Genomic DNA, 17,623 nt, shown 5'->3' with positions numbered 1-17,623 from the left:
ACCTGAACATGCAAAGCAAAACCTTGACCGGTGGCCAGGCGCTGGTGCGCCTGCTGGCCAACTACGGCGTCGATACGGTGTTCGGCATTCCCGGCGTCCACACCTTGGAGCTGTATCGCGGCCTGCCCGGCAGCGGCATTCGCCACGTGCTGACCCGCCACGAACAAGGCGCCAGTTTCATGGCCGACGGCTATGCCCGTGTCTGTGGCAAGCCCGGTGTGTGCTTCGTCATTACCGGCCCCGGTGTGACCAACGCCGCCACCGGCATCGGCCAGGCCTACGCCGATTCGATTCCGATGCTGGTGATTTCCAGCGTCAACCACACGGCCAGCCTGGGCAAGGGTTGGGGCATCCTGCACGAATGCCAGGATCAACGCGCGATGACGGCGCCGATCACCGCGTTCTCGGCGGTGGCCTTGACCACCGAAGACCTGCCGGAGCTGGTCGCCCGTGCCTATGCGGTGTTCGACAGCGAGCGTCCGCGCCCGGTGCACATTTCGGTGCCACTGGACGTGCTGTCGGCACCCGTGGCACGTGACTGGAGCAACGAGGTGGTGCGCCGTCCGGGGCGTGGTCCGGCATCCGCGACTGCAATCGATCAAGCCGTGGCCAAGCTCAACGGCGCGAAACGACCGATGATCATCGCCGGTGGTGGTGCACTCAATGCCACTTCGCAGCTGCAAGAGATCAGCACCCGACTCGCTGCGCCGCTGTTCACCAGCGTCGCGGGCAAGGGCTTGCTACCACCGAATGCGCCGCTCAACGCTGGCTCCTCGCTATGTGTGGAACCGGGCTGGAACCTGATCGCCGAAGCCGACGTGGTACTGGCGGTCGGCACCGAAATGGCCGACACCGACTTCTGGCGCGAGCGTCTGCCGCTCAACGCCGAACTGCTGCGAGTGGACATCGACCCGCGCAAATTCAACGACTTCTACCCGTGCGCCGTGGCCTTGCATGGCGATGCGCAACAAACCCTCTGTGGCTTGCTGGAGCGCTTGCCATCCGACAAGCGTGATGCCAGCGCTGCGATTGCTTCGGTCAGCGCACTGCGTGAAGCGGTCAAGGCCAGCCACGGTCCTTTGCAGTCCATCCATCAATCGATTCTCGACCGCATTGCTGCGGAGCTGCCGGAAAACGCCTTCATCAGCACCGACATGACCCAACTGGCCTATACCGGCAACTACGCCTTTGACAGCGCCGCAACACGCAGCTGGTTGCACCCGACCGGCTACGGCACCTTGGGTTACGGCCTGCCGGCCGGCATCGGCGCCAAGTTCGGCGCACCGCAACGTCCAGGCCTGGTGCTGGTCGGCGACGGCGGTTTCCTCTACACCGCGCAGGAACTGGCGACGGCCGTCGAGGAACTGGACAGCCCGCTGGTGGTGTTGCTGTGGAACAACGACGCGCTGGGGCAGATCCGAGACGACATGCTCGGCCTGGACATCGAGCCCATCGGCGTATTGCCACGCAACCCGGATTTCGCCGCCCTCGGTCGCGCGTTCGGTTGCACCGTGAACCAACCGCAAAGCCTGGCCGAGTTACAAACGGACCTGCGCCACGGCTTCAAGCGTAACGGCGTGACCCTGATCGAACTCAAGCATGCCTGCGCGCACTGATCTGTATTTTAAGGGGATGAAGCCATGCGCTTTTCCGATCTGACTCAACGTATCGCCGGAGACGGCGCTGCCGCCTGGGATATCCATTACCGCGCGCTGACCCTGCTGGAGCAGGGCAAGGACATACTGCTGCTGTCGGTGGGCGACCCGGATTTCGACACGCCACAACCCATCGTCCAGGGCGCCATCGACAGCCTGTTGGCCGGCAACACCCATTACGCCGAGGTTCGCGGCAAACGCGCCTTGCGTGAGGCCATCGCCAAGCGCCACCGCCAACGCAGCGGGCAGTCGGTGACAGCCGACGAAGTCACGGTACTGGCCGGCGCCCAGTGCGCGCTGTTCAGCGTGGCCCAGTGCGTGCTCAATCCGGGCGATGAGGTGATCGTTGCCGAGCCGATGTACGTGACCTACGAAGCCGTGTTTGGCGCTTGCGGCGCCAAGGTCGTGCCGGTGCCGGTGCGTTCGGAAAACGGTTTCCGCGTGCTGCCTGAAGACGTCGCCGCGCGCATCACCCCACGTACCCGTGCACTGGCGCTGAACAGCCCGCACAACCCGTCCGGTGCAAGCCTGCCGCGCAGCACTTGGGAAGCGCTGGCCGAGTTGTGCATCGCCCACGACCTGTGGCTGATTTCCGACGAGGTCTACAGCGAGCTGCTGTTCGAAGGCGAACACGTCAGCCCGGCGAGCCTGCCGGGCATGGCCGAGCGCACCGCCACCCTCAACAGCCTGTCGAAATCCCACGCCATGACCGGCTGGCGGGTCGGTTGGGTGGTGGCGCCACCGTCCTTGTCCGCGCACCTGGAAAACCTCGCGCTGTGCATGCTCTACGGTTCCCCGGACTTCGTTCAGGATGCCGCGGTGGTGGCGCTGGAAAGCGACCTGCCGGAACTGGACGCCATGCGCGAAGCCTATCGCCAGCGTCGCGACCTGGTGTGTGAGCACCTGGCGGATTGCCCGGGCGTGCGCGCCTTGAAGCCCGACGGCGGGATGTTCGTGATGCTCGATATCCGTGAAACCGGGCTCAGCGCCCAGGCGTTCGCTGATCGTCTGCTGGATCGCCACGGCGTTTCGACACTGGCCGGTGAAGCCTTCGGCCCGAGTGCGGCTGGGCACATTCGCCTCGGCCTGGTGGTTGGCCCTGAACCGTTGCGCGATGCCTGCCAGCGCATCGCCCGTTGTGCCCAGGAACTGATGGAGGCTCAGCCACATGCTTAACCACAAGGCACTGTTTATCGATGGCCGCTGGCAAACCCCGTCGGGCCAGGGCATCGCCGAGGTGATCAACCCAGCCACCGAAGAAGTCGCCGGCAGCGTGCCGTTGGGCGATGAGCGCGATGTTGATAATGCCGTTGCAGCGGCGCGCCGGGCTTTTGGTCCATGGTCGCGCACACCGTCGAGCGTGCGGGCCGGCTACATCCGTGCCTTGGCAGATCAACTGAAGGCCCGCGCCGATGAAATGGCCTCGGTGATCACCACTGAACTCGGGATGCCGGTGCAATGGTGTCGTTCGGTGCAAGTGGACGGACCGATCGTGGGGCTTGAGCAATACGTCGAACTTGCCGGACTGATGGACGAAGTGCGCGAAGTCGGCAACTCGCTGGTGATTCGAGAAGCGGTGGGTGTCTGTGCGTTCATCAACCCGTGGAACTACCCGCTGCACCAGTTGATCGGCAAGCTCGCTCCGGCACTCGCGGCGGGTTGCACGGTGGTGGTCAAGCCAAGCCAGGAAACGCCGTTGCACGCGTTTTTGCTGGCGCAGATGATCGAGGACATCGGCCTGCCGGCCGGGGTGTTCAACCTGGTCAGCGGACCGGGTTCGAAGGTGGGTGAGGCCTTGGCCAAGCACCCGGACGTGGACATGGTGTCGTTCACCGGTTCCACCGGCGCCGGGGTGCGGGTTGCGCAAGCGGCGGCGCCTTCGGTGAAACGGGTGTGCCTGGAACTGGGTGGCAAGTCAGCGCTGCTAATTGCCGAAGATGCCGATCTGGCCGCCGCCGTGCGCTATGGCGTGCAGGACGTAATGATCAACTCCGGGCAGACCTGCACCGCGTTGACCCGCATGCTGCTGCCGGCCAGTCGTTATGCCGAGGCGCTGGAGATTGCGCTGGAGGAAACCTTGAACCTGAAGATGGGCGATCCGCTGGATTCGCAGAGCTTCCTCGGCCCAATGTGTTCGGCGGGGCAGCGCCGCACGGTGCTCGACTACATCAGGATCGGCCAGGAAGAGGGCGCACGCCTGCTGTGCGGTGGCAATGCGGCGTCTGACTTCGAGCGCGGCTACTTCGTCAGCCCGACGCTGTTTGCCGATGTCGACAACAGCATGCGTATCGCCCAGGAAGAAATCTTCGGCCCGGTGCTGTGCCTGATTCCTTATGACGACGAGGCGCAGGCGATCCAGATCGCCAACGACTCGCCCTTCGGCCTGTCCAGTGGTGTCTGGGCCGGCAGCACCGAGCGTGCCCTGCAACTGGGACGGCAGCTGCGCGCCGGTCAGTGTTTCCTCAACGGCGCGGCGTTCAACTATCAGGCGCCGTTCGGCGGCTACAAACAATCCGGTAACGGGCGTGAATGGGGGGAAGAGGGGCTCAACGAATTCGTCGAAGTGAAGGCGATCCAGGTGTGACTGTTGGCGATTCAAAGGTTTTGCGCACCGGGCCCTGGCCCGGTGTCTTGCGTGGTTTTGAACCGGTATTCCATTAGTTTTTGATCAGGGGCAATGCAATGAGCGATAACAAAAACAAGATTACTCAAGCGAACCACGAATTCAGTTTTCCGCGCCGGGACTTTTTAAAGTACAGCGCGGCAGCTGCGGCGGTGGCCGGGGCATTCTCCATGGGCCTGCCGTTTGGCGCCATGGCGGCGGAATCGACGCCAAAAGCCGGCGGCGTGCTGCGTTTGGGCCTGGCTGGCGGCAGCACCACCGACTCGAAGGACCCCGGTTCCTGGAGCGATACCTTCACTTTCGTCGGCTTCTCGGCGGTCTATAACACCCTGACTGAAATTGCCGTGGACGGCACGGCGATCCCGGAATTGGCGGAAAGCTGGACCTCGACCCCCGATGCCCGCGTCTGGACCTTCAAGCTGCGCCAGGGCGTGACCTTCCACAATGGCAAGAGCCTGACCGCCGATGACGTGGTGGCGTCGATCCAGCATCACCTCGGCGAGAAATCCACCTCGGCGGCCAAGACCGTGCTGGGCGACGTGGCCAAGGTCAGCGCCAATGGCAGCGACAGCGTGGTGTTCGAGCTGCACTCGGGCAACGCCGATTTCTCCTATGTGGTCGCCGATTACCACCTGGTGATCATGCCGAGCAAGGACGGCACCCCGGACTGGCAGGCCGGCGTCGGTACCGGCGGCTATCGCCTCAAGGACTTCGAGCCGGGCGTGCGCATGACCCTGGAACGCAGCCCCGATTACTGGAAAGCCGGGCGGGCACACTTCGCCAGTGCCGAGTTGATCGCCATCGCCGACGGCGCCGCGCGGGTCAACGCGCTGGTCACCGGGCAAGTGGACGTGATCAACAAGGTCGACCTCAAGACCGTGGCGCTGCTCAAGCGCAACCCGAACCTGATCATCGAGGAAACCAAGGGCGCCCAGCACTACACCTTCCCGATGCTCACCGACAGCCAGGTGTTCCAGAACAACGACGTGCGCCTGGCGATGAAGCACGCGATCAATCGCGAAACCCTGCTGGCGTCGGTGCTGCACGGCTATGGCCTGGTGGGCAACGATCACCCGATCCAGCCCGGCAGTCGCTTCATCAACACCGCGCTGGAACAGCGCAGCTATGACCCGGACAAGGCACGCTTCCATCTGAAAAAAGCCGGCCTGGAGTCGCTCAAGGTCCGCCTGCAGGCCTCCGACGCGGCGTACACCGGTGCGGTGGATGCCTCGGTGCTGTTCAAGGAACAGGCCCGTGCGGCGGGGATCGACATCGACGTGGTGCGCGAGCCCGCCGACGGTTTCTTCTCCAATGTCTGGATGAAGCAACCCTTCACCACCTCGTTCTGGTACAGCAGCCTGACCGCCGACCGCATGTTCAGCATCGGCTACGCCAAGGGCGCGGCGTGGAACGAAACCCACTGGGACAACCCTCGTTTCAACCAATTGCTCAACGCCGCCCGGGGCGAGATGAACGACCCGCTGCGCCGCGAGATGTACAACGAAATGCAGGCCCTGTGCCGGGATGACGGCGGGGCGATCGTCCCGCTGTTCGCCAGTTCGGTGGCGGCGCGTTCCAACCGCGTGGTGCACGGCGGGCAGACCGCGCCCTATGGCGAACTCGACGGCTTGCGCGTAATCGAGCGCTGGTGGCAGGCGTAACGCCGGGAACGATGGAGATCCCCTGTAGGAGCTGGCTTGCCGGCGAAGGCGGCCTTCAGCCTTGCACCGACATTGAAGACGCCTTCGCCGGCAAGCCGGCTCCTACAGTTAGAGATTTGCAGTTTTTGCAAGCGTGCCCAATTCAAGGAACTGCACGATGAGAAGTATTTTCAAGCTGTTAGGGCAGCGCCTCGCGTTAGGCCTGCTTTCGCTATTCGCGGTATCAGTCATCATCTTCCTCGCCGTCGGCCTGCTCCCCGGCGATATCGCCCAGGCCATGCTCGGTCAGTCCGCCACCCTGGAAACCGTGGCGGCCTACCGTGCGCAACTGGGCCTGGACCTGCCGCCCCTGACCCGTTTCGGGCACTGGATCTGGCAATTGCTGCACGGTGACCTCGGCGTGTCGCTGGCCAACCAGCGGCCGATCGCCGAGCTGGTTGGCACCCGCCTGGGCAACACCTTCAGCCTGGCGCTGCTGGCGGCGCTGGTGTCGGTGCCTTTGGCGTTGTTACTGGGCATGCTCGCGGCGTTGTATCGCAACAGCTGGTTCGACCGCCTGCTCAACACCTCGGCCCTGAGCGCGGTGTCGTTCCCCGAGTTTTTCGTCGCCTACATCCTGATTTTGGTGTTCGCGGTGAAGCTCAACTGGTTCCCGAGCATTTCCAATCTCTCGCCCAACGCCAGCCTGGGTGAGGTACTGGAGCGCTCGGTATTGCCGGTGGCGACCCTCAGCCTGGTGGTGATCGCGCAGATGATGCGCATGACCCGCGCATCCTTGATCAACCTGCTGGCCAGCCCGTACATCGAAATGGCCCGGCTCAAGGGCATCAGCCAATCGCGGATCATCTTCCGCCACGCCTTGCCCAATGCCCTGGCGCCGATCGTCAACGTGGTGGCGCTGAACCTGGCGTACCTGGTGGTCGGCGTGGTGGTGGTCGAGGTGGTGTTCGTCTATCCGGGCCTCGGCCAGTTGCTGGTGGACTCGGTGGCCAAGCGCGATATCCCGGTGGTCCAGGCCTGCAGCCTGATCTTCGCCGCGACCTACATCCTGCTCAATACCAGCGCCGACGTGCTGTCGATTGCCAGCAACCCACGCCTGATGCATCCAAAGGGATAGACCATGAGCCTGCTTAAACAATTGCTCCGGGCGCCGCTGAGTGCGAAGTTCGGATTGCTGGTGATCGTTGTGTACATTCTGGTGGCGTTGTTCGCCGAGGTTTTGGCGCCGTTTGGCGAAACCCAGGTGGTGGGCGAGGGCTTCGCGCCGTGGGGCGGGCAGTTCCTGTTGGGCACCGATAACCTGGGGCGCGACATGTTCAGCCGCCTGGTCTATGGCGCGCGCAACACACTGGGCATCGCCTTCCTGACCACGGTGCTGGCGTTCCTGCTCGGTGGCACCTGCGGCCTGATCGCGGCGATCAAGGGCGGTTGGGTCGATCAGGGCCTGTCGCGCGTGGTGGACATCCTGATGGCCATTCCGCAATTGATCTTTGCCTTGCTGATTCTCAGTGTGGTCGGCACCACGGCCACCTCGCTGGTGCTGGTGATCGCGCTGCTGGATGCGACCCGGGTGTTTCGCCTGTCGCGCGCCGTGGCAATGAACGTGGTGGTGCAGGACTTCGTCGAGGCCGCGCGCCTGCGCGGTGAAGGCCTGTGCTGGCTGGTGACCCGCGAGGTACTGCCCAACGCAGCGGCGCCGCTGATTGCCGAATTCGGCCTGCGCTTCTGCTTCGTGTTCCTGTTCATCAGTGCGCTGTCGTTCCTCGGCCTGGGCATCCAGCCGCCGACTGCCGACTGGGGCAGCATGGTGCGCGACAACGCGGTGCTGATCACCTTCGGCGACATCAGTCCATTACTGCCCGCCCTGGCCGTGGCCCTGATCACGGTCAGCGTCAACTTCGTCGTCGACTGGATGCTGCACAAATCCAGCGGCCTCAAGGAATGCTGAACATGACGACATCCAATCCTTTGCTGGAAATCCGCAACCTGCACATCGAAGGCCATTACGAGGACGCCTGGCATCCGCTGATCAAGGGCATCGACCTGACCCTGCAGCGCGGTGAAGTGCTGGGGCTGATCGGTGAGTCCGGAGCAGGGAAGTCGACACTGGGCTTGTCGGCCATGGGCTACACCCGCGACGGCTGCAAGATCACCGGCGGCACGGTGCATTTCGACGGCATCGACCTGCTCAAGGCCAAACCCGAAGACTTGCGCAAATTGCGCGGCCTGCGCATCGCCTACGTCGCGCAGAGTGCGGCAGCCTCGTTCAACCCGGCCCATCGCTTGATCGATCAGCACGTGGAATCGGCGGTGAAGAACGGCGGCATCAGTCGTGAACAGGCCATGCGCGAGGCGGTGGAGTTGTATCGCGTGCTGCGCCTGCCCAACCCCGAACAGATCGGCCAGCGTTACCCGCACCAGGTCTCCGGCGGTCAGCTGCAACGGGTCATGACCGCCATGGCGATGGCCTGCCACCCGGACCTGATCATCTTCGACGAACCGACCACCGCGCTGGACGTCACCACCCAGATCGAAGTGCTGGCGGCGATTCGCGATGCGGTGAAGACCTACGGCAGCGCAGCGATCTACATCAGCCACGACCTGGCGGTGGTGGCGCAGATGGCCGACCGCATCATGGTGCTGCGCCACGGCAAACTGGTGGAGGAGGCCGAGACCCGCAAGATGCTCGGCGATCCGCAGGAGGACTACACCAAGTCGTTGTGGGCGGTGCGCAGTTTCCGCACCGAACCCAAACCCTGCCCGCAACAGGAAAAACCGTTGCTGGAACTGCGCAACAGTTGCGCCAGCTACGGGCAGCAACCGGTGCTGCATGACGTGTCCTTGAAGCTGTATCGCGGCCAGACCCTGGCGGTCATCGGTGAATCCGGCAGCGGTAAAAGCTCCACGGCGCGGCTGATCACCGGTTTGTTGCCACCGACTTACGGGCAAGTGCTGTATGACGGCGAGCCGCTGCCCGCGGACTTTCGCCAGCGCAGCAAGGAGCAGCTGCGCCGTGTGCAGATGATTTATCAGATCCCGGACACGGCACTGAACCCGCGCCAGCGCATCGTCGACATCATCGGCCGGCCGTTGACCTTCTACCTGGGGCTCAGGGGCAAGGCCATGCGCGCGCGGGTGGCCGAATTGCTGGAAATGATCGAACTGGACCCCGCGACCTTCATGGAACGTCAGCCCCGGGAGTTGTCCGGTGGGCAGAAACAACGGATCTGCATTGCCCGGGCCCTGGCTGCCGATCCGCAACTGATCATCTGCGACGAAGTCACCTCGGCTCTCGATCAACTGGTGGCCGAAGGCGTGCTCAAGCTGCTCAACCGCATTCAGCAACAGCTCGGTGTTGCGTACCTGTTCATCACCCATGACGTGGCCACCGTGCGCGCGATTGCCGACGAAGTGCTGGTGATGCAACGGGGCAGGGTGGTGGATCATGGCTCGCGCAGTGCTATTTTTACGCCACCGCACCAGGACTACACCGGCCTGCTGTTTTCTTCCGAGCCGCAGATGGACCCGGACTGGCTCGACCGTTTGCTGGCCAGCCGCGCCACCCCGAATTCAAACCCTATGCTGGAAAAAGTCTAAGGAATACCCATGAAAGTACTGATCGTCCACGCCCATCCAGAGCCACAATCCTTCACCGCCGCCTTGCGCGACCAGGCCGTCGCGACTCTGGAAGCCCAGGGCCACGAAGTGCAGGTCAGCGACCTGTACAAAATGAACTGGAACCCGGTGGCCAGCGCCGATGATTTCTCGTCGCGGGAAAATCCCGAGTACCTGGTCTATGCGCTGGAACAACGCCTCGGCGTTAAAAGCCAGTCGCTGGCGGCGGACATCCAAGCCGAGCTGGACAAACTGCTGTGGGCCGACCTGCTGATCCTCAACTTCCCGATCTTCTGGTTCTCAGCCCCGGCCATGCTCAAGGGCTGGATCGACCGGGTGCTGGTGTCGGGCATCTGCTACGGCGGCAAGCGCTTCTACGATCAGGGCGGCCTGGCCGGTAAAAAGGCCCTGGTCACTGTGACCTTGGGTGGGCGTGAACACATGTTTGGTGAAGAGGCGATCCACGGTCCGTTGCAGGACATGCTGCGGCCGATCCTGCGCGGCACGTTGGCGTATGTCGGGTTTGATGTGCTGGAGCCGTTTGTGGCCTGGCATGTGCCGTACATCAGTGATGAGGCGCGGCAGCAATTCCTGGTGGACTATACCCAGCGCCTGCAACACCTGAGCGACGACCAGCCCTTGGATTTTCCGAAGCTGTCGCAGTTCGACGAACAGCTCTATCCACTGCACCGAACCGACGCTGTAAATGCTTGACCCCTGTAGGAGTGAGCCTGCTCGCGATGGGGCCATCAGCTTCAACATCCACGTTGGCTGACCCATCGCCATCGCCAGCAGGCTAGCTCCCACAGTTTGATCTTCAGCGCACGCAAATCCTGCGGCCACCACAGCTCCCCTGTAGGAGCGAGCCTGCTCGCGATGAGGCCATCAGCTTCAACAACCAAGTTGGCTGGCCCGACGCCATCGCCAGCAGGCTAGCTCCCACAGTTGATCTTCAGCGCACGCAAATCCCGCGGCCACCACAACTCCCCTGTAGGAGCGAGCCTGCTCGCGATGGGGCCATCAGCTTCAACAACCAAGTTGGCTGGCCCGACGCCATCGCCAGCAGGCTAGCTCCCACAGTTGATCTTCAGCGCACGCAAGTCCTGCAGTCACCACAGTTTTGATGACCTCCTGCTCAAATCCCCGCCCCATTGTTCTGATTACGCAAACACTGATGTCGCCGAGAATGGAATTGTTGGTGCAGTGGCCGGCTTGTAGCCTCCATCACGCCGAACACCGGGATCGGCCAACGATCCGGTGGAGCTCCAGCCAGGGCTCATCAAGACGTCCTGCCTTGCTTTCGGCCTTACGCCCCTTCGGGGGTCTGGCGCCTAATAAAAATAAGGAAGGCAGGTATGAGTATTCGTGCATGGGGTTGTGCAGCGACCCTGTTCGCTCCCGTTCTGGGGGCTGGCATTTTGTTTCCCACGATGGCGCAAGCATCGGGCATCCCTTACGCCAGCAACCGGCCCCAAAGCTTTCAGTTCAGTTCCGACTTCACCGAGCCCTACAACTCGGTGGGTCAGGAGTTTGAATACAACGACGACCGCAAGCGCTTTGACGATCACGGCAACAAGGTCGCCGGCAGCAACACCGAGACCTACGTCGGCCTGACGTCGTTGTTGCACTACTGGAAGATGGACGGCCTGCCCAACACCGGCTTCATCGCCAGTATCACCCTCCCGGAGATCGCGGTGCGCGGCAACGGCACGCGGGTCAGCGGGCTGGGCGATCCGTTGGTCGGTGGCCTGGTCTGGTACAACCCGACGCCGCTGCGCACGATCGGTGCACAAGCCTATGTGCAACTGCCGACCGGCGCGGACTCGGTTAGCAGCGACACCTACGCCTTGTGGCCTTCGCTGTTCTACAACGAATGGCTGGGCAAGGTGAACATCGACCTGCTGGTCGGCGCGATCCTTCGCGGCGATGGCCCGCACCACACCGAACCTGGCGACACGGGCCACGCCAACCTGCGCCTGGGCTACAACATCGTCGATCGCCCGACCTACCAGGTCACGCCCTTCCTCAGCGCCGATTACCAGAAAACCTTCGGCTCCGATGACCGCAACAACAACACCATCGAATTCTCTGAATCCAACGAAACCGCGCTCGGCGCCGGCGTGCTGTTCCAGCTCAAGCCCGGCGTGCAAAAGGTCTTCGCCCAGAAAATGTGGGACCAGGTGTCCATCCACTATTCCAAAGGCGTGGAAGGGCGCAACACCACCGTCACCGACGGCTTATTTGTGCAGCTCTGGCATTACTGGTGAATCAACGACGCCTGCCTGTGTCGCCGCTACTCATTCCGGAGAATAAAAAGTGAACGAAGAAAACCAGAAACTTGCCCTGTCACGTCGCAACTTCATCAAGGCCGGCGCCGCCGGTACGGCTGTCGCCGCCTTGTCGGGGGTGGCCGCACGGGCGATGGCCAGCGACGAACTGCCCTTTGACCGAGAGCACGACATTGTCGTGGTCGGCGGTGGCGGCAGCGGTTTGCCCACTGCGTTGTTTTCCCGTTGGCTGGGCAATGACGTGGTCATCCTGGAAAAAGCCGGCAGCCCCGGTGGCACCGCAGCGAAAGCGGCGTTCTGGTACTGGGTGCCGAACAACAAGCCGATGCGTGACGCTGGCATCGTCGATGACAAAGCCGACTACCTGCGCTATGTCGCGCGCCTGACTCGGCCACAATCCTACGACGCCTCGCTGCCCAAACTCGGCCTGTCGGACTGGGAATACGAGATGTGCGAAGCGATCTACGAGAGCGCCTCGCCCGCTGCCGAACTGTTGGCCGAACGCGACGCGCTGCCTTATCGCCATTGCCCGGACGTGCCGGATTATTTCGCAGAGTTGCCCGAAGACAAGGCAAAGAAAGGCCGCGTACTGGTGCCCAAGGAGGCCCGGGCCAGCATGTCGGATGGCGGTCGCGTGGCGATTCGTACGCTCACTGCGGCCGCCAAGCGTGACGGCGTGCAAATCCGCACCGGCGAGCGCGTGGTGAAGGTGATCCTCAATGCCAAGGGGGAAGCCGCCGGCGTCGAAGTCGAAACCGAAGAGGGCACGCGGCAGCGGGTCAAGGCGCGCAAAGCGGTGATCTTCGCCACAGGTGGTTTTACCCACGATCCGGAACTGCGTCGCAACTTCCTCAATGCCCCGGTCTACGGCGGCTGTGCGGCCCTGACCAACGAAGGCGATTTCATCCGTATCTCGAGCGAACTGGGTGTGCAATTGCGCAACATGAACTACGCATGGTCATGCCCGATCCTCCTGGAAAAAGCCCTGGCCAAGGACGGTTCGATGTCCGGCATCTTCACCATGAACGGCGATTCGATGCTGATGGTGAACAAGTACGGCAAGCGCGTCGTCAACGAAAAAACCGTCTACAACGAACTGGTCCCGACCTTCTTCCAGTGGGACGGCGATAAAGCCGAATACCCGAACCTGGTGATGTTCTCGATCTGGGACCAGCGCGCCCAGGACTTTTGCAGCAGCGACGAATACGGCTCGCCGATCGTGCCCAAGGGCGGCAACGACCGCCATGTGGTCAAGGGCGAAACCCTGGAAGAGCTGGCGAAGAACATCGCCGAACGCCTGGATAAACACGCCGCCGACATTGGCGGGATGAAGCTCAGTGCCGATTTCAACCTCAACTTGAAAGCCACGCTCAAGCGCTTCAACGAGTTGGCGAAGACGGGCAAGGACCTGGACTTCCATCGCGGCGAGCGGGTGATCCAGGGCGTGTTCACCGGTCCGGTCAAGCCCGACCGCACCGGCAACCTGACCCTGTACCCCTTGGCGGCGAAAGGTCCGTACTACGCGGCGTTGATCACGGGCGGCAACCTCGACACCAAGGGCGGCCCGAAAACCAACTCCGTCGGCCAGGTATTGAACAACGCCAATGCGCCGATCCCTGGCCTGTACGGCGTCGGCAACTGCGTGGCGTCGGCCTCCGGTCGCGCCTATTGGGCCGGTGGTTCGACGCTGGGCCCGATCATCGCCTTTGCCTATCGCGCGGCGAACCAGGCGCACAAAGAACCGAGCCGAAGCTGAATCAAGCCCCGTGACTGCATGAGATCAACGATATGACGCACTTCAACTTCTTACTGCGAGCCCCGGCGCTGATGGCGCTGGTGGCCAGTTTTGCTTTGACCGGCAGCGCTTTGGCGGATGACCTGGCGCTGGCCCAGAAACTGGCGACCAACCACTGCGCGGTCTGCCACACCTTTGACAAGGGCGGACCGCCGGGGCAGGGCCCAAACCTGTTCGGGCTGCTGGGTCGCAAGGCGGCCAGCGAAACCAACTTCACCTACAGCGACGGCTACGCCAAAGCCATGGCCGGCAAGGTCTGGGACGAGCCGATGCTCGACGCCTGGCTGACCGATGCCCAGAGCGTCGCCCCGGGCAGTGCCATGGTGTATTCCCAGGACGACCCGGCCAAGCGGCAGAAGATCATCACGTACATCAAATCCCTTCAATAAAAACCACGGCAATTCCCCTGTAGGAGCTGCCGCAGGCTGCGATCCTTTGATCTTCGGCAGACTTGAATTCGCCAAAAAATCAAGATCAAAAGATCTCAGCCTGCGGCAGCTCCTACGGGGATATGTATCGGTTTCCATCATCCCAAAAGCAATTCGGAGACAGCCATGATCAGCACCCTGACAATGACCGACGAGCAACGCAAATCGGTCGCCCTGGAATACCTAAAGGCATTCGACAATGGCGGTATCACCTCCACTGGCACCAGCATTCTCGAACTGTTCGCCGAGGATGCTCAGGTCCTGTTTCCAAAGTGGGGACTGGCCACCGGCCGTGACCAGATCGGCCAGATGTTCAGCGACCTGGGCAGCCGCCTGAAATCGATCACCCACGACTACGCGCACTTCAACTGGATTCTCACGGGTACCGACACGCTGGTCTGTGAAGGCACCAGTTTTGGCGAGCACGTCGACGGCCACTGGCGTGCGGGCGTTCCTTCACCGGCCGGTGCCGGCTACTGGGCCGACGTGTTCGAGATCCGTGATTTCAAGATCCAGCGCTGCTTCATCTACCTGGACCCTGACTATGGCAGCCAGGACACTGCGCGCTATCCCTGGCTCAACCGCTAACCGCTGCCCCCCGATCCGCTGTAGGAGCGAGCATGCTCGCGAAAAACCCGAGGGCGCCGCGGGGCATCAGGCACCCCGCGTAATCGTTGACGACCATCGCGAGCAGGCTCGCTCCTACAGGGGGTTGCCATTTCAGTTCAGGGCAGGTTCTTGCCCGGGATGTGGAGTGCGAGGTGCCGACAGGCTAACCTCGTAGGCCTATAAGAACAAAAACATCCAGAGAACCTGCCCCATGGATCGTTTACTCAGTGTCGAAGCCTTTGTGCGGGTTGCCGAAACCGGAAACTTCGCCAGGGCGGCCCAGCAACTGGGCGTGACCCGCTCGGTCATTACCCATCGCATCCAACAACTGGAGCAGTTCATCAACGCGCCGCTGTTCCACCGCAGCACGCGTCATGTGCGGCTTTCCGAGGTCGGGGAGACGTATTACAAGGAATGCGCGGACATGGTCGCGAGTTTCAACTCGTTGACCGAACACATGCGCGAACTGCGCGCCAAACCCACCGGCAAACTGCGGGTGCAGATGCTGCCCGGGTTTGCCATCGGGCACTTCGGCCGCATGCTGGCCGAGTTCACGCGGCTGTACCCGGACATTGAAGTGGATGTCATCGTCAACGACCGGGTGGTGGACCCGATCGAAGAAGGTTTTGACGTGGCGTTCCAGATGTTCCCGCCGATGGCGGAAACCCTGATCGAACGCAAATTGTTCAGCGTTCGCCGGTTGTTCTGCATGTCCCCCGATTACGCCAGCGAGTTCGGTGTGCCGACCCATCCCCAGGAATTGCTGCAGCATAAGATCGCCCTGTACGAGGGGTATCCGTCGCGCAACCGCTGGCTGTTCAACGGCGCAGACGAGCAGGTGGAGCTGACCCTGCCCGGTCAGGTGCGCTCGAACTCGGTGCATCTGTTGCGAGATTACGCTCAGACCGGCGTCTGTATTGTCTGCCTGCCGACGCTGGTGGCCAGCGACGACCTGCTCAGCGGGCGGCTGATTCCGGTGCTGCCCGAGTATGCCTTGTCCTCCTTCAACTTTTCCGCGGTGTACCCCGCGACCCAGCGCCGGGCCTTGAAAGTCCGTACGTTGATTGACTTCCTGGTGGAGAACTTCGGCGACGAGCCCTGCTGGGACAAGCCTTTGCTGGAGCGCGGTTGGGTTCGTTAAGAGACGCGCGCACACCTCTGTAGGAGCGAAGCTTGCTCGCGAAGGTGTGTCAGGCGATATCACCTCAGCTGACACACCTTCGCGAGCAAGCTTCGCTCCTACAAGAAAGAGCTCGTGACTGCAGTGTTTGCGTTTCGCAAACACTGTTGTCGCCGGTCCTCTAATTGTTCCAGGGCCAGGCGCGACGTACTGTTGGCTCACTGTTACTACAACAACAAAACGGTGAAAACCCATGAGTAGCGCGGCAATCGAAACGGTCTTCGGCTCGCTGGACAAGTACACCAAGGGCTCGGTTGAAATCATCAGCGGCCAGGCCAGTCACTACGCGTTTTCCAACGTTTTCGAGGTGGCGGAAAAATCCCATCCCTATGAAAAGGTCGTCGTTGGCCTCAACCTCGGCTACGTCATTGAAACCCTGCGCGCCGAGGGCCAGTCGCCCTGGTACACGGCCGCGCACGACGAATTCGCCATCGTCATGGACGGTGAAGTGCGGGTGGACTTCCTCAAGCTCGATGCGCCATTGACCGCAGGCGAGGGCACGCAACTGGCAGGCGAAGTGCCGGCGGGCAAACCCATGGGTTACGTCCTGCTCAAGCGCGGCCATCAGTGCCTGCTGCCGGTGGGCAGCGCGTATCGCTTCGAAGCCAGTCGCCCGGGCGTGATCCTGCAGCAGACGATCAAAGGCCCGTTGTCGGTCGAGAAGTGGGCCGACATCTGCTTCAAGTGATCTGCCCAGTCGCCCCCCGCCCACAATAACAAGAGGAATTCCGCCATGGCCATGCTTGAAACCGCTGCCCAAACGCCACTGTTCGCCGACGAAGACGTCCAGGCCAGCGCCGCCCATCCCGTCACCGGTTATCGCACCTTCAAACTCGGTGCGTTCGAGCTGTCGCGCGACGAGTATTTCGCCCGCATCACCTGGCCTGCCAAAGGCCAGACCCGTTCGCACCTGATTCCGGCCGATGCCTTTCTGCGCGCCTTGATGCGCGACGTGGCCTGGGGCTTTTTCTACGGTTGGGTCAACTTCGACCACGTCATCGGCACCCGCAATTACTACGGCAAAGTCGACCTGTACGCCGGCACCTTCAATGGCACGCTCAAGGCGGCAGGGGTCAACTACACCGAAAACTTCGAAACGCCTCTGATCATGGCCACCTTCAAGGCGATCCTGCGCGACTGGACCAACGCCACCTTCGACCCGTTCGCCGCACCGGAAGAAACCGGCAGCGCCTTCGGTCGCAAGAACGGCAACAACATCGAAGCCATCGAACGCTTTCGCATCGCCACCAGGCGCATGCCCGGCCTGCCGGATGATTCGCCGCTGCGCAACGATCTGCCGGTCAACCGCCAGTTCATCGATGTACCGCAGGACGAACCGGAAATTCACGCCGCCGAAGGTTTCGAAGGCCAGTTGCATGCCTTCAACCTGCACAAGTACCTGTCGCGCTCCGACGTGACCTGGAACCCCTCGGTGACCTCGGTGTGCAAGGCCAGCCTGTTCTGCCCGACCACCGAAGAATTCATCCTGCCGGTGTTCCATGGCAATGACCGGATCGAGTGGTTCCTGCAGCTATCGGACGAGATCATCTGGGATGTCGGCGACAAGGACGACGGCAACCCGCGCGCGCGCATCACCATGCGCGCCGGCGACATCTGCGCCATGCCGGCCGACATTCGCCACCAGGGCTATTCGACCAAGCGCTCGATGCTGCTGGTCTGGGAAAACGCCACGCCGAACCTGCCGCAACGCTATGAAAGCGGCGAACTCAAGCCGTATCCGATCGAGTTCTAAGACCAAGTGTCTTGCC

The 17,623-nt window shown here is 62.4% G+C and carries 15 protein-coding genes; all 15 read left to right on the top strand.

Annotated features, from left to right (window positions below):
* The first annotated feature begins 8 nt into the window (after window positions 1-8).
* The 15 genes from HFK74_RS28375 to HFK74_RS28305 all read left to right on the top strand — a co-directional run bounded on the left by HFK74_RS28375 (window position 9) and on the right by HFK74_RS28305 (window position 17,607).
* Entirely contained in the window at window positions 9-1,616 is a 1,608-nt protein-coding gene (locus HFK74_RS28375) for a 5-guanidino-2-oxopentanoate decarboxylase (RefSeq protein ID WP_180206403.1), read from the top strand.
* A gap of 24 nt (window positions 1,617-1,640) precedes the next feature.
* Window positions 1,641-2,831 (top strand): pyridoxal phosphate-dependent aminotransferase, encoded by a 1,191-nt coding sequence (locus HFK74_RS28370; protein ID WP_180206402.1) that lies wholly within the window; start codon window positions 1,641-1,643, stop codon window positions 2,829-2,831.
* Complete coding sequence (locus HFK74_RS28365) at window positions 2,824-4,239, top strand: aldehyde dehydrogenase family protein (RefSeq protein WP_180206401.1); 1,416 nt, start codon at window positions 2,824-2,826, stop codon at window positions 4,237-4,239. The genes HFK74_RS28370 and HFK74_RS28365 overlap by 8 nt, the downstream gene beginning before the upstream one ends.
* A gap of 98 nt (window positions 4,240-4,337) precedes the next feature.
* Entirely contained in the window at window positions 4,338-5,939 is a 1,602-nt protein-coding gene (locus tag HFK74_RS28360) for an ABC transporter substrate-binding protein (RefSeq protein WP_180206400.1), read from the top strand.
* Window positions 5,940-6,096: 157 nt separating this feature from the next.
* Entirely contained in the window at window positions 6,097-7,056 is a 960-nt protein-coding gene (locus HFK74_RS28355; RefSeq protein ID WP_180206399.1) for an ABC transporter permease, read from the top strand.
* Between the two features lie 3 nt (window positions 7,057-7,059).
* Window positions 7,060-7,887: an ABC transporter permease gene (locus HFK74_RS28350; RefSeq protein WP_008063712.1), complete on the top strand. Its 828-nt coding sequence runs from the start codon at window positions 7,060-7,062 to the stop codon at window positions 7,885-7,887.
* Window positions 7,888-7,889: 2 nt separating this feature from the next.
* On the top strand, window positions 7,890-9,536 hold the full coding sequence (locus HFK74_RS28345; protein WP_180206398.1) for an ABC transporter ATP-binding protein: 1,647 nt from the start codon (window positions 7,890-7,892) through the stop codon (window positions 9,534-9,536).
* A gap of 9 nt (window positions 9,537-9,545) precedes the next feature.
* Window positions 9,546-10,268 (top strand): NAD(P)H-dependent oxidoreductase, encoded by a 723-nt coding sequence (locus HFK74_RS28340; RefSeq protein WP_180206397.1) that lies wholly within the window; start codon window positions 9,546-9,548, stop codon window positions 10,266-10,268.
* 641 nt (window positions 10,269-10,909) lie between these two features.
* Window positions 10,910-11,821 carry a transporter gene (locus HFK74_RS28335; protein ID WP_180206396.1) on the top strand — a complete coding sequence of 304 codons (912 nt, stop codon included), beginning with the start codon at window positions 10,910-10,912 and terminating at the stop codon, window positions 11,819-11,821.
* Between the two features lie 49 nt (window positions 11,822-11,870).
* Window positions 11,871-13,598: an FAD-dependent oxidoreductase gene (locus HFK74_RS28330; RefSeq protein WP_180206395.1), complete on the top strand. Its 1,728-nt coding sequence runs from the start codon at window positions 11,871-11,873 to the stop codon at window positions 13,596-13,598.
* A 32-nt stretch (window positions 13,599-13,630) separates the two neighbouring features.
* Complete coding sequence (locus tag HFK74_RS28325) at window positions 13,631-14,026, top strand: c-type cytochrome (protein WP_180206394.1); 396 nt, start codon at window positions 13,631-13,633, stop codon at window positions 14,024-14,026.
* Window positions 14,027-14,191: 165 nt separating this feature from the next.
* Window positions 14,192-14,653 carry a nuclear transport factor 2 family protein gene (locus HFK74_RS28320; RefSeq protein ID WP_180206393.1) on the top strand — a complete coding sequence of 154 codons (462 nt, stop codon included), beginning with the start codon at window positions 14,192-14,194 and terminating at the stop codon, window positions 14,651-14,653.
* A gap of 232 nt (window positions 14,654-14,885) precedes the next feature.
* A complete protein-coding gene (locus tag HFK74_RS28315) occupies window positions 14,886-15,815 on the top strand; it encodes a LysR family transcriptional regulator (protein ID WP_180206392.1) in 930 nt (309 codons plus the stop codon).
* A 232-nt stretch (window positions 15,816-16,047) separates the two neighbouring features.
* Window positions 16,048-16,542, top strand: a complete 495-nt coding sequence (locus HFK74_RS28310) for a hydroxyquinol 1,2-dioxygenase (RefSeq protein WP_180206391.1) — start codon at window positions 16,048-16,050, stop codon at window positions 16,540-16,542.
* Between the two features lie 45 nt (window positions 16,543-16,587).
* Window positions 16,588-17,607 carry a hydroxyquinol 1,2-dioxygenase gene (locus tag HFK74_RS28305; RefSeq protein ID WP_180206390.1) on the top strand — a complete coding sequence of 340 codons (1,020 nt, stop codon included), beginning with the start codon at window positions 16,588-16,590 and terminating at the stop codon, window positions 17,605-17,607.
* Window positions 17,608-17,623: the final 16 nt, after the last annotated feature.

It is taken from the genome of Pseudomonas sp. SbOxS1 (genome assembly GCF_013416725.1).
GTDB lineage: Bacteria > Pseudomonadota > Gammaproteobacteria > Pseudomonadales > Pseudomonadaceae > Aquipseudomonas.
This window is presented reverse-complemented; position numbering and strand designations above follow the sequence as displayed.